This is a genomic window from Zobellella sp. An-6, from assembly GCF_052487945.1.
This window is the reverse complement of record NZ_CP199259.1, coordinates 1,095,948-1,108,557: the sequence shown is the minus strand read 5'-3', so window position 1 is coordinate 1,108,557 and position 12,610 is coordinate 1,095,948. Positions and strand designations below refer to the sequence as shown.

The 12,610-nt window shown below is 66.1% G+C and carries 14 protein-coding genes; 4 read left to right on the top strand and 10 right to left on the bottom strand.

Annotated elements, in window-relative coordinates:
* Window positions 1–31: 31 nt before the first annotated feature.
* On the bottom strand, window positions 32–1,180 hold the full coding sequence (locus ACT7DK_RS05070; RefSeq protein WP_445396953.1) for a benzoate/H(+) symporter BenE family transporter: 1,149 nt from the start codon (window positions 1,178–1,180) through the stop codon (window positions 32–34).
* Between the two features lie 93 nt (window positions 1,181–1,273).
* Here ACT7DK_RS05070 and ACT7DK_RS05065 point away from each other — a divergent pair, with 93 nt between their 5' ends.
* Window positions 1,274–1,840, top strand: a complete 567-nt coding sequence (locus tag ACT7DK_RS05065) for a helix-turn-helix domain-containing protein (protein ID WP_445396951.1) — start codon at window positions 1,274–1,276, stop codon at window positions 1,838–1,840.
* 175 nt (window positions 1,841–2,015) lie between these two features.
* On the opposite strand, the gene ACT7DK_RS05060 is transcribed toward ACT7DK_RS05065, so the two are convergent.
* Window positions 2,016–2,456, bottom strand: a complete 441-nt coding sequence (locus ACT7DK_RS05060; RefSeq protein ID WP_445396949.1) for a CBS domain-containing protein — start codon at window positions 2,454–2,456, stop codon at window positions 2,016–2,018.
* 130 nt (window positions 2,457–2,586) lie between these two features.
* Complete coding sequence (hutZ, locus tag ACT7DK_RS05055; protein ID WP_445396947.1) at window positions 2,587–3,114, bottom strand: heme utilization protein HutZ; 528 nt, start codon at window positions 3,112–3,114, stop codon at window positions 2,587–2,589.
* Window positions 3,115–3,390: 276 nt separating this feature from the next.
* On the opposite strand from hutZ, the gene ACT7DK_RS05050 reads away from it, so the two are divergent.
* From ACT7DK_RS05050 to ACT7DK_RS05040, 3 genes are read left to right on the top strand one after another with little or no spacing between them, the layout of a single operon-like run.
* Window positions 3,391–4,071, top strand: a complete 681-nt coding sequence (locus ACT7DK_RS05050) for an energy transducer TonB (protein ID WP_445396945.1) — start codon at window positions 3,391–3,393, stop codon at window positions 4,069–4,071.
* 6 nt (window positions 4,072–4,077) lie between these two features.
* Complete coding sequence (locus tag ACT7DK_RS05045) at window positions 4,078–4,698, top strand: MotA/TolQ/ExbB proton channel family protein (RefSeq protein ID WP_445396942.1); 621 nt, start codon at window positions 4,078–4,080, stop codon at window positions 4,696–4,698.
* Window positions 4,695–5,120 carry an ExbD/TolR family protein gene (locus ACT7DK_RS05040; RefSeq protein WP_445396940.1) on the top strand — a complete coding sequence of 142 codons (426 nt, stop codon included), beginning with the start codon at window positions 4,695–4,697 and terminating at the stop codon, window positions 5,118–5,120. The genes ACT7DK_RS05045 and ACT7DK_RS05040 overlap by 4 nt, the downstream gene beginning before the upstream one ends.
* 16 nt (window positions 5,121–5,136) lie before the next feature.
* Here the strand turns inward: ACT7DK_RS05040 and ACT7DK_RS05035 are convergent, their stop codons facing one another.
* From ACT7DK_RS05035 to ACT7DK_RS05005, 7 genes are all read right to left on the bottom strand, one after another.
* Entirely contained in the window at window positions 5,137–5,385 is a 249-nt protein-coding gene (locus tag ACT7DK_RS05035; protein WP_445396938.1) for a hypothetical protein, read from the bottom strand.
* Between the two features lie 49 nt (window positions 5,386–5,434).
* Entirely contained in the window at window positions 5,435–6,034 is a 600-nt protein-coding gene (locus ACT7DK_RS05030) for a YitT family protein (protein ID WP_445396936.1), read from the bottom strand.
* 167 nt (window positions 6,035–6,201) lie between these two features.
* Window positions 6,202–7,038: a hypothetical protein gene (locus tag ACT7DK_RS05025; RefSeq protein ID WP_445396934.1), complete on the bottom strand. Its 837-nt coding sequence runs from the start codon at window positions 7,036–7,038 to the stop codon at window positions 6,202–6,204.
* Between the two features lie 132 nt (window positions 7,039–7,170).
* A complete protein-coding gene (locus ACT7DK_RS05020; protein ID WP_445396932.1) occupies window positions 7,171–8,691 on the bottom strand; it encodes a tripartite tricarboxylate transporter permease in 1,521 nt (506 codons plus the stop codon).
* Between the two features lie 86 nt (window positions 8,692–8,777).
* Window positions 8,778–9,227 (bottom strand): tripartite tricarboxylate transporter TctB family protein, encoded by a 450-nt coding sequence (locus ACT7DK_RS05015; RefSeq protein WP_445396930.1) that lies wholly within the window; start codon window positions 9,225–9,227, stop codon window positions 8,778–8,780.
* Between the two features lie 102 nt (window positions 9,228–9,329).
* On the bottom strand, window positions 9,330–10,310 hold the full coding sequence (locus ACT7DK_RS05010) for a Bug family tripartite tricarboxylate transporter substrate binding protein (protein ID WP_445396928.1): 981 nt from the start codon (window positions 10,308–10,310) through the stop codon (window positions 9,330–9,332).
* A 622-nt stretch (window positions 10,311–10,932) separates the two neighbouring features.
* Window positions 10,933–12,573 (bottom strand): thiamine pyrophosphate-binding protein, encoded by a 1,641-nt coding sequence (locus ACT7DK_RS05005; protein WP_445396926.1) that lies wholly within the window; start codon window positions 12,571–12,573, stop codon window positions 10,933–10,935.
* Window positions 12,574–12,610: the final 37 nt, after the last annotated feature.

Here is a 12,610-nt window from a genome sequence, read left to right as displayed (position 1 = left end):
CTGTCGCCCCGGCACCCGCCGGGGCTGTTGCTTATCGCCGCCGGCGGTTGAGCCAGTGTACGCCGCCGCCGATCACCAGGCCCCAGAAGGCGCTGCCGATGCCGAACAGGGCCAGGCCCGAGGCGGTGATCATAAAGGTGAGCAGGGCCGCGTCCCGCTCCTGCTCGTCGGCCAGGGCCACCGTCAGGCTGCTGCCGATGGTGCCGAGCAGGGCCAGGCCGGCGATGGCCATCACCAGCTCCACCGGCAGGGCGGCGAACAGCCCCACCACGGTGGCGCCGAACAGTCCCATCAGCAGGTAAAAGACGCCGGCCCACACCGCCGCCTTGTAGCGTTGCCCGGGATCCGGGTCCACCTCCTTGCCCATGCACACCGCCGCGCTGATCGCCGCCAGGTTGAAAGCAAAACCGCCGAAGGGCGCTAGCAGCAGGCCGGTGAGACCGGTCCAGCCGACCAGCGGCGAAGCCGGGGTGTGGTAGCCGTGGGCCCGCAGCACGGCGATGCCGGGCACGTTCTGGGAGGCCATGGTCACCATGAACAGGGGGATGCCGACGCCGAGCAGGCTGGTAAGGGAAAACTCGGGCATCATCAGCACCGGCCGGGCCAGTTGCCATTTGAAGTCGTCGAAACGCAGCAGGCCGTCAACGCCGGCGACCAGCAGCCCGGCCAGCAGGCTGAGCGGGATCACGTAGCGCGGCAGCCGCCGGCGCAGGGCCAGGTAGGTGGCCAGCATGGCCGCCACCAGCAGCGGCTGGCTCTGGGCCGAGGCGAACAGGTCCAGGCCGAACCTCAACAGCACCCCACCCAGCATGGCCGCCGCCAGCCCGGCCGGCACCCGCCGCATGATACTGTCGAACCAGCCGGTCAGGCCGCACAGCAGGATCAACGCCGAGCTGAACAGGAAGACGCCGATGGCCTCGCCCATGGGCACTCCGGCCAGGGCCGTCACCAGCAGCGCCGCCCCCGGGGTCGACCAGGCGGTGAGCACCGGCTCCCGGTAGCGCAGGGAAAAACCGATGCAGGTCAACCCCATGCCTACCCCCAAGGCCCACATCCAGGAGCCGATCTCGGCCTGGCTGGCTCCGGCGGCGGCGGCCGCCTGGAAGATGATGGCCGCCGAACTGGTGTAACCGACCAACACGGCGATAAAGCCGGCGGAAAGATGGGACAGGCTGAACATGGGGGCTCCTGATTGTGCGTTATAACGCATTAGAGGGCCATGCTAGCAAATGTATGCTATAACGCACAACAGCGAAACCAGCGGGAAAGGACAATGAAAGAGCCGAACCAATACCTGGCGGACACCCTCAAGGCCCTGCGCAAGGAACGGGGCTGGAGCCTGGACGCCTGCGCCCGGGAAACCGGGGTGAGCAAGGCGATGCTGGGCCAGATAGAGCGGGGCGAGTCCAGCCCCACCGTCGCCACCCTGTGGAAAATCGCCGGTGGCTTCCATACCTCCCTGTCCACTTTCCTCGAACCGGTGCCCGAGCCGCACCCCGGCCCCCTTTACCGGCAGGCGGACACCCTGCGCCGGCAGCCGGCCGGCGACGGCATGCTGGTGGCCCCGCTGTTCCCCTTCGAGGCCCGTTTCGGCTTCGAGATGTTCGAGCTGACCCTGCTGCCGGGCTATGAGCGGTTATCGGATCCCCACGAACACGGGGTGATCGAGCATGTGATCGTGCAGCGTGGAGAGATGGAGCTGCTGCTGGACGGGGAATGGCAGCGGCTGGGGCCGGGTGCGGCGGTGCGCTTTCACGCCGACCGGCCCCACGGCTATCGCAACCCGGGCGGGGAGCCCGCCGTGTTCTACAACCTGATCCATTATCCGGGGGGAAGCTAGAAGCTGGAAGCTGGAAGCCGGAAGCTGGAAGCCGGAAGCTGGAAGCCGGAAGCTGGAAGCTGGAAGCTGGAAGCTGGAAGCTGGAAGCCGGAAGCCGGAAGCCGGAAGCCGGAAGCTGGAAGCTGGAAGCTATGAAGCACACACCCTTCCGCTTCCGGCATCAAGCTTCAGGCTTCTAGCTTCCCGCCCTTTCCTTCAGCAGTTCGGCGCACAGGCGCACGAAGTCGGAGGAGGTGACCATGCCCTGCAGCCGGCCTTCTTCATCCACCACCGTCAGGCAGCCATGCTTGTTGCTGAGAAAAAAGGGCACCACCTCGGTCAGCGGCGCCCGGGCGTCCACGCTCTCGAAGTCCGGATCTATGATGTCCATCACCCTGATCTGGCGCTCGCGCCGCTCCAGGGCACTGACGCCGTAGTCTGCCAGCAGGCCCATGACGGTGGCGATCATCCGCTTCTGGGTCAGTACCCCGAGCAGTTGGCCGCTGTCCTTGTCCACCACCGGGATGTGGCGGATGCTCTTCTCCCGCATCAGATCGTGGGCATCCTTCAGGGTGGCGTCCTGGGCCAGGGTCAACAACTGGCGGGCCATGATATCGCCAACAGATTCTATAGCCATGGTTTGTCCTTCTTGTCTGGGGCCGGAACCTCATCATAGTATGCACCATGTTTTGACACAGAGCTTTCGGGCTTGCAAACAAAAAACCACAAAAAAGCCCGGGAAATTCAGCCACTTCCCGGGCTCACGGTCAGGCCTGCTGCGCCAGCGGCCGGTGTCCCCCGGTCAGGTGCCGCACATCCACCAGCTCGGCGCCGCTTACCGCGAAGGCCTGGCCGAAGCCCTTGACGAAGAGCCCCTGCAACGGCACCAGCCGGAACAGGTGGAAATCCCCCAGCCCGCTCAGGCCGGTGACGGTGTCGCCGAAGCGGTCGGTCAGGGCCCGGATCCCCGCCTCCCACTCGGCCGAGCCCCGCTCCAGCCGCTCGGGCCGGGCGTCGAAGGTCAGCCGCTTGCGGGCGAACAGCTGGGTGCTGTCCTGCTCGTCCTCGATCATCATCAGCGACACCCTGGGATTGGCCAGCAGGTTGCGGGCATGGCGGGCAAGCTCGCTGATCAGGATATAGTAACCGTCTCGCCTCAGGGCGAAGGGGGCATAGCTGGCGTTGGGGTTGCCCTCCCCGTCCACCGTGGCCAGCACCAGGGTCCGGGCCCGGTCGCGGAATTCACGGATTTCGGGTGCCAGCCGGCCCTGCAGCCGGGCTTGTTTCTCGTTCATTGGCCAATTCCTCGAAGGCATGGGTGGCGGTCCGCTCACAACGCCGGCCGGAGCGTCGGGCTCTGACCCGGATTTTGCCACAGGGTGCGGGTACCACAAGCAGACAAAGGCCCCTGCGGGGACCCCACCGATAACGGGCAAAGGCTGGCCAGCAGAACAACAACCAATAAAGACAAATGAAACTGGTTATCATTAGCCATAACAATAGACATCCCCTTAAAAATGCGTATTCTATTGCCCCAGAATGTCATCACCATCTTGATCCGGGGATTTACCTTGAGTTTTCGTCGCTACGCCCTGTTTGCGCTGGCCTCCGTTATCCTGCACGGGCTGCTGGCCCAGGCCATGGAGCGCCAGGAACAGGAGATCGCCCTGGCGCCCGACAGCAACCCGGGCCCGATCAGCGTGCAGATGCTGCCTACCGTGACCAAGCCCGAACCGACACCGCCGGATCCTCTGCCAGAGCCGGAACCCGAGCCCAAACCCGACCCCAAACCGGTACCCAAGCCCGAGCCGAAGCCGGTGCCCCAACCAAAACCCAAACCGGTGCCCCAACCAAAATCCAAACCGGAGCCCCGGCCCGAGCCCAAGCCTCAGCCGGCACCCAAGCCCGTGCCCGAGCCAACCGCCAAGGTCGATCCCAAACCGCAGCCCCAGGTGGCCCGGAACAGCGCGCCCAAGCGGATTGAAACTCCCAGTTTCAAGACCCGGCCGTCGCCCATCCCCTATCCGTCCCAGGCCCGCCGCCGCGGACTCGAAGGCACTGTGGTGGTGGAAGTCTGGCTGGATGAAGAAGGCCAGCAGACCAAGCGACTGCTGGCCAGATCGTCCGGCGTCAAGGTGCTCGACCAGACGGCCCTGAAAGCCATCGCCAAATGGCGCTTCTCCGCCTATGTGGAAGGCGGCCGCGCCCTGGCCCACCGTGTACAGATCCCCGTTCGTTTCAAATTGGATTAAAACATCATGTCGTTTCTGAACCAACTGCATCAACAACTGGGCCCGATGAGCTGGCCCCTGATCCTCTGCTCGGTGATCACCCTGGCACTCTGGCTGGAGCGTACCCTGTCCTTGCTGTTGACCAGCATCCGCGGCGAGCAGGAAAAACGCCACCTGCGCCGCCACGGCAACGCCTATCCGGATGCCGAGATGAACCATAGCAAGTCGCTGACCCTGCAGGGTTGCTCCCTGCTGGTCCAGCACCGGCAATGCGACAAGTCCACCCGCGAAGACCTGGCTTCGGTCTGGCTGCAGCAGCAGCGTCGCCGGCTGCACGCCGGTTTGCGGGTGCTCACCCTGGTGGGCGTCATCAGCCCGCTGCTGGGCCTGCTCGGCACCGTATTGGGATTGATCGAGATGTTCAGGAGCATCAGCCAGAGCCAGGATCCGGTGACGCCGGCGCTGCTGGCGGACGGCCTGGGGCTGGCCATGAGCACCACCGCCGCCGGCCTGCTGATCGCCCTTCCGGCCATCGCCGGTGCCCAGCTGTTCGGGCTCTGGGCCGATCGCCTGCTCGACAAGCTCACCCATGAACTGAACCAGTGCAACCTCTACCTGGAAGGCGTGGAGCTGGGAGGCAAGGCATGATAGGCCGCCCCGAGCCCGCCCAGTCCGGCTGGCGGGCGCTCACCCCCGACATCACCCCCCTGCTCGACATCATCTTCATCGTGCTGGTGTTTTTGATGCTCACCGCCAATATCCCGCTGCAGTCGCTGGAGGTGGACCTGCCCAAGACCGACAGCGAGGCGCTGAGCAGCGTGCAGGACAACAAGGCCATGACCATCAACCTGCTGGCCGGGGATCCCGCCTGGGCCCTGCAGGGAGAAAACTACCCCGACTGGGAAGCCTTCAAGCCGGTGCTGCTCGAGAGCCTGCCCGCCCTCAAGGAAGCGGAGCTGGTGCTGGCCTCCGACCGGGAGGTGACGGTGGACAACATGCTGAAGCTGCTCGCCTTCCTGCAGGAGCACAACATCCAGGCCACCCAGATCCTGATGGAGGAAGGACGCTGAGCCGGGGCTCCCCGGCTCAGATTTCAAAGAAGCGGTACAGGCTGTCGACCCGGGTCGGGCAATCCGCCACCTGGTGCACCTTGTCTTCCGCCGCCTTGGGGCTCTCGTAGCTGACCCGGCAGCCCAGGGTGTCGGTCAGTTCGAACTGGTTGCCCTCGTCGTCGTAAAAGGTCACCAGCCAGCCCATGCTCAGGGTGTCGTGGCACACCCGGGCCGAACGCAGTGTCCCCGCCTGGTACAGCTCGCGCAGTTCGTTCAGAGTCATGATGTTCCCCTCCCCGCCGGTCACTACAAGTATAGCGGCGGGGGCCACCTCAGGCCGGGGCGCTGTAGCGCCCCGGCTTGTGGTTGAAGGCCAGCACCTGGTTGAGCAGCACGGCGCCCAGCACCGACAGCAGCAACGGCCAGGGCGGCACCACCGTGAAGGACACCAGCACAATGACCGAATCCACCGCCATCTGCAGCTTGCCGGCGCTGATGCCGAAACGCCCCTGCAGGTAGAGCGCCAGTATGCCGATGCCGCCCAGGCTGGCCTGGTGGCGGAACAGGATCAGCATGCCCACCCCGATCAGCAGGCCGCCCATCAGGGCGGCGAAGGGCGGCGATACCGAGGCCACCGACAGGAAATGGGGAAGCTGCTCGCTGAACAGGGACACCAGCGACACGCTGACGAAGGTCTTGCCGGTAAAGGCCGGCCCCATCCGCAGCCAGGCCAGGGCATAGAAGGGTAAATTGATCAGGAAGAACCAGACCCCGAAGCCGGTGCCACTGAAATGCGAAAGCAACAGGGCGATACCGGCGGTGCCGCCGGTGAGCAGGCCGGCCTGCTTGAGCAGGAACACGCCCAGGGCCACCAGCAGGGTGCCGGACAGAAGGGCGATGATGTCTTCGGAAAGAGGATGGCGGCTGTTCATGGCGGCGACGGATACAACACTGGGAAGCAGGATCCTAAGGCCGCAACGGCCGGCCGCCAAGAGGCCCTTCCCCCGTCGCCGGGCGCCGGCCGTCACGCTCCAATGACGGCCGTTGTCACGATTTCATGACATCACCGGGGCAGCCGCCCCGGCAAGGGCCATCCGGCTCAGAAATGCCACTCCATGTTCAGGGTAGGGGCGTCGGTGTTCACCCCCGGCTTGCCGTGGTTGCCGTACTTGTTGCGCCAGTACTCGTAGCCCACCCCGACCCAGAAGGTGTTCTTCTTGTTGAAGGCCAACTGGCCCACGTCCAGCATCAGCGAGGTGCGCAGCAGGTGCTCCGGCTTGGTCTCGTTGTTGAAATAGTCCTTGCCCTTGGCACCGTTGTAGTTGGTGAAGCCCTGGAACTTCATCGGCAGGCCGGCCGCCTCGAACGGCAACCCCCAGGCCAGGTTGATCTGGTAGTAGGGGTCGAAGCTCAGATCCTTGTGGGTACAGAACGCCAGGCCGCAGTGGTTGCTCTCGTAGGCATAGTAGAGGCTCAGGTCGAGAAAACCGGGCACGTCGAACTTCAGGGTCGGCCCCACCGCCAGGAAGCGCTTGCGCGGCGCGAAGGCGGAGTTCTTGGTGTTGAGATCGAAGCCGGCGGTCAGCGCCACCTCCTTCACCGGGCCGAAACCGAGATCGGTCTCGAACAGTTTGCCCAGGTGCAGCTGGTGACGATAGGCCAGGTAGAACTCGGTGGCGCCGTCGCTGCTGCCGCTGGCCGGGTCCTCGCTGCCCGACTTGAGCGCGTCCAGGTTGAAGTAGTTCTGCCCCAGGGAATAACCGCTGACGTGGGTCAGCTGCACTATGTTCTTGCTCACGTCCACGGGGTTGTTCGGCTCGGTAAAATCGGAACCATAGCGGTAGCCAATAAAGGTATCGGACCAGGTGGCCGCCTGCAGCGGGGCGGACAGGGTGACAACGGTGGCGACGGCGGTAGCCAGTTTGTGTAATTTCATCGGTTTATTACTCCGTTAAATACCGGCCCGGATGGCCGGAATACTCCTGAAAAAGTGGCGGCACTCCGTCCGCGGACAAAGGCCGCCCGCCCGGGCCGGGCATGGCCCGGGGCTGGATAGGGATGATTGGGCTTAGGAAACCTGGGGGTCGGCCAGGGGTTTGGGCTCGCGGATGAGCTTGCGCAGCGCGCCCCAGCTCGCCCACGACAACAGGGCGACGCAGAGGAACAAGAGCCCGGCGCTCAGCGGCCGTTCGATAAAGGTCATGGGATCCCCGCGGGACAACAGCAGGGCCCGGCGCAGGTTTTCCTCCAGCATGGGCCCCAGCACGAAGCCGAGCAGCAGGGGTGCCGGGTTGAAGCCCAGCTTGGCCAGCAGGTAGCCGACCGCCCCCACCAGGGCCACCACGTAGATGTCGAACACATTGTTGTTGACGCTGTAGACCCCGAGGCAGATGAACACCAGTATCGCCGGATAGAGCATGCTGAAGGGGATCCTGACCAGCGACACCCAGATGCCGATCAGCGGCAGGTTCAATACCAGCAGCATCAGGTTGCCGATGCCGAAGCTGACGATCAGCCCCCAGAACATGGCCGGGTTTTCCGACACCATCAGCGGTCCCGGCTGGATGCCATGGATCATCATGGCGCCCAGCATCAGCGCCATCACCACGTCGCCGGGAATGCCCAGGGTCAGGGTGGGAATAAAGGCGGTCATGGCGCCGGCGTTGTTGGCCGCCTCGGGCCCGGCCACGCCTTCCAGCGCGCCCTGGCCGAAACGGCCCGGATCCCGGGACACCTTCTTCTCCACCGCGTAGGCAATAAAGGAGGCGATGGCGGCTCCCGTACCCGGCATGGCGCCGAAGAAGCTGCCGATGGCGGTGCCGCGCAGCATGGGGCACACCGAGCGCCGGACCTCGTCCCGGCCGGGCAGCATGGAGCGCAGGCTGAAGCGGGCGTTGACGCTGCCGGCGCCCCCCGCCCTGATGCTGGAGATCACCTCGGAGATGCCGAACAGCCCCATGGCCAGGGCCACCAGGTTGATGCCGTCCATCAGTTCGGCCACCCCGAAGGTGAAGCGGGTCAGGCCGGTGTTCACGTCGGTGCCCACGCAGCCCAGCAGCAGCCCCAGCACCACCATGGCCAGGCTCTTGGCCGGCGAGCCGGAGCCCACCGCCGAGGCGGCGATCAGTCCCAGCAGCATCAGGGCAAAATACTCCGCCGGGCCGAAGGCCAGCCCGGCCCGGGACAGGGCGGAGCCGAAGCCGATCAGCAACAGCAGGCCGAGCATGGAGCCCACGAAGGAGCCGGTCATGGCGGTGAAGAGCGCCACCCCCGCCTTGCCCTGCTTCGCCAGGGGGTAACCGTCCAGGCTGGTCACCGCCGACGAGGGGGTGCCCGGCAGGTTAAGCAGTATGGAGGCGATGGAGCCACCGTACTGAGAGCCGTAAAACACCCCGGCCAGCATGGCGATGGCGGCGGTGGAAGGAATGTAGTAGGTGATGGGCAGCAGCAGCGAGATGGCCGCCATGGCGCCCACCCCGGGCAAGACCCCGACCAGGGTGCCCAGAAACACGCCGATGAAGCAATACAGCAGCATGGTCGGCTGGATAGCGGCCTGCAGCCCCAGCCATAGTCCGTCAAAAATACCCATTGTCTGTTCCGATTTATCCTCAGGTTTCGAACCGGCCGGCGCACCTGCCCAGGCAGGTACCGACCACGACGGTAAGCTCGCGGGCCTCAGCCGCTCCAGGGCCAGGTCTTGATCGCCATGCCCAATCCCAGGGAGAAAATCGAATAGGCAATCAGCGCTATCCCCACTGCCACCTTGCACTTGGCACCCCAACCCAGCTTGCGGTCGGGCACCAGGGCCAGCAGCACCGCGACCAGGGTGGCCACCACCAGGCCGCCCAGGGCCAGCAGACCACCGAACACCGCTATGCTGAGGATGACGAAAAAGGCGCTGCCCCATTCGGTGCTTATCGGCGCACCGGCGCGGAACCAGGCCGGTATGGCGATAAGCATGCCCAGCAACGCCAGCACCGCCCCCAGGAGCACCGGCAGGAAGCCGGGCCCCATGTTGTGAACGCCGCCGAACTCATAGTTTGCCTGGCCGTACCAGGCGGCGAAGAGACCGGCTACGGCAAGGCCGGCCCCTCCGATGATGCCTTTGATGTCTCGCTTCAACATGGCAAAACCCTCCTCCTTGTTTCGCCATCCCCTGGCGGGATTTATCCCCGCCAGGGAACTCCTCTCTCGCCGACGGCGGGGCCCCGCCCCCGCCCGCCGGGCTCAGCTGCCCCTGATGTCGAGTCGTTCGATCAGGGCCGACAGCCGGGCATGGTCATCCGCGTTGATGGCCCCCAGGGCTTGTGGCTCGCCGCCCACCGGCACGGCACCGAAACTCGCCAGCTGCTCGACCACCTCGGGCAGCTGCAGGATCTCGTTCAGGTGCTTGTTGAGCAGCCGCACCACTTCGTCATCGGTGCCCTTCGGCGCCATCAACCCGTGCCAGGCACCGAGCCGCACCTGGTCGTAGCCCTGTTCGGCCACGGTGGCCAGCTCCGGCAGCACCGGCGAGCGCTCCGGATCGGTCACCGCCACCGGCACCAGCTGGCCCGACTCGATCAGTTGGGCCACGGGGCCGTAGACCACGTAACCCAGGTCCACATGGCCGGCGAGCAGATCCGGGATGATGGGACCGATGCCCCGGTAGGGGATGTGCAGCACCTTGATGTCGGCGGCGTTGTTGAGCCACTCGGCGGCGATATGCATGGGCGAGCCGGCACCGGGGCTGGCGTAGTTGAGCCGCTTGCCCTCGCGGGCCTGGCCGACCAGGTCCGCCACGCTGGTGATGCCGGACTTGGGGTTGGCCACCAGCAGCACCGACTGCTTGCTGGCCAGGATCACCGGCTCGAAGCCGTTGAGCACGTCGTAGCGGGACTCCTTGGGCAGGGCCATCACCAGGGGGGCCGTGGTGAAGGTGTTGGGGGTGAACAGCAGGGTGTGGCCGTCGGCCTTGGCCCGGCTGACATAGCTGTTGCCGATGGTGCCCGCCGCCCCGGGGCGGTTCTCCACGATCACCGGCTGCCCCAGGCGGCTGGTGAGCTTGTCGGCGAACAGCCGGGCGATGGCGTCCACGTCGCCGCCGGGCGGGTAGGACACCACGATGGACACCGGCTTGCTGGGATAACCGTCGGCCTGCACTCCCCCGGCCAGCAGGGCGGCGGCGGCCATGGCTGCGCCGATAAAGCGTCTGCGAGTCAATTCCATTTTGCTCTCCTTGGCACTCGAAGAGTGCCGTTGAATCCGAGGACACCGGGCGGCAGCTGTGCCCGGTATAATGTTTTACATACAAAACAACGTTTCTTATATGACAAGGCGAACTCTAAAACGCTTTGTTTCCCCCTGTCAAACCAAAACTGAAACAATTTTTTAACACTTATTCGGTCGGGTCCCCGCCCTGTCGGCAGAGGCCGGCAGCCGCTGCTAAAGCGGTAAAAAGCAAGCCGGCCGGCAACGCCAGAGCGGCGGGCACGACGGGGCCGCAGCGTGCCCTGGCACCTGTTTATGAAGGTTGCAAAGCCTGGCCGTTACGCTCCGGTGAAGAGGCGGCAGTGTCGTCCGATGGCGTTACCTTCAGACGACGTCAATGCTTGGAAGGGGCAACGGGGATTACCTCCACCGACCGTCACATGCCATGGACGGCATGTGCGAGCCTACATGGATGTACTTGCAGCGTGTCGGTGGAGGTGGCCCTGTTGCCTCTTCGCCGGGTGGTAACAGCCAACACCCGCAAAGATCGTGCTCAGCTTCCAGAGACGCTTTCCACAGACTGGAGCCGACGCAATGCTTCCCCGGCTCCGTTTCCTCCCCGGTCGCCCCCTGCTCCCGCTCAGTACAGCTTCTTCTGGGGCGGGCCGGCAAAGTTGAGCGGGCCTATGCCATTCATCTCCACTTCCACCAGGGCCGGGCCCTGCACCGCCATGGCCTCGCCGATGGCCTGCTCGAACTCGGCCAGGCTGGCCGCCTTCCAGCTGGCCAGGCCCACGGCCTCGCCCAGGGCCTGGAAGTCGGGAGTGTGCAGCTGGTTGAAGTACTGGCGGCCGCCGAAGTACTGGTTCTGGATGCCTCGCATCACCCCGTAGCCGCCGTCGTTCATCACCAGCAGCACCAGGTTGGTCTGCTCCTGCACCATGGTCGCCAGCTCGCCCACCCCCAGCATCAGGCCGCCGTCGCCCACCAGGCCCACCACCTTGCGCTCAGGGTTGGCCACGGCGGCGCCGATGGCCATGGCCAGGCCCATGCCGATGGCGCCGGCCAGGGAGTGGATATTGGTGTTGGGCGCCTGGATGGGGAACAGCCGGCTGCCCCAGGTGCTGCCGGACATGGTGATGTCGCGCACCAGGATGCCGTCAGCGGGCAGCGCCGCCCGCAGCTGGCCGCAGAGGGTGGCATAGGGACCGAGCTGCTCGGTGAGCGCCGCCACCGCCGCCGTTTTCGCCTCGGTGACGGCCCGGTCGAACTCGGGGTTGGCCTTGGCCTGCCCCTGCAGCGCCGCCACCAGGGCGGCCAGCACCGTCTTGGCGTCGCCGCACACGAAATGGTCCACCGGGTAGTTGCGCTGGGCCGCCGCCGGGTTGGCGTCCACCTGGTACAGGGGGCGCGGCAGGGCCAGGGAATAGGTACGGGTCTCGTTGCTGCGCAGGCGCGAGCCCACCACCAGCGCCAGGTCGCACTCGGCCATCAGCGCCTCGACCGCCGCCGAGTTGTGGAAGGCGCCCAGGCTGCGCGGGTGGGCATCGGGCAGGATGCCGCGGCCGTGGGTGGAGGAGATCACCGCCACCCCCAGATCCGCCAGCGCCGCCACTTCCTCGCTGCAGTGCAGGGCACCGCCGCCCACCCACAGCAGCGGGCGCTTGGCCGCCTGCAGCGCCGCCGCCAGGGCGGCCAGCTCCGGCTGTGCCGGCGCCGGCACGGCCAGGGGGCGCACCGGACCCAGCTCGGCGGGCAGGCCGATCTCCGCCGCCTGCACGTCGATGGGCAGCTCCACGCTCACCGGCCCCATGGGCACGGTGGTGGCCACGCGGATCGCCTCGCGCAGCACGCCCACCGCCTGCTCCGGGCTGGTGATGCGGAAGGCCGCCTTGCTGCTGGCCTTGAGGAAGGTCAACTGATCCCGGGTTTCGTGGATGAAGCTGGCGTCCCGGTCCAGGTATTCCCGCTCCACCTGGCCGGTGAGGTGGATCAGCGGGCTGGCGGCATTCAGCGCCTCCAGCAGGGCGCCCACCGCGTTGCCGGCGCCGGCGCCGGTGCTGGTGATGGCCACGCCCAGGCCGGAGAAGCGGCCGTGGGCGTCGGCCATGGTCACGGCGCCGGCTTCGCCCCGGGCGGCCACGAAACGGATCCGCTCGCGCCGGCCGATGGCGTCGGCGATGGGCAGGTTGTGGATGGAGATGACCCCGTAGACGCTGTTCACGCCGTGGGCTTCCAGTACCCGGGCGATGGCTTCGCCCACATTGACTCTGTTGCTCATGATGCTGTCCTTGTTCTGTTCAGTCGTTAGCCCGGGC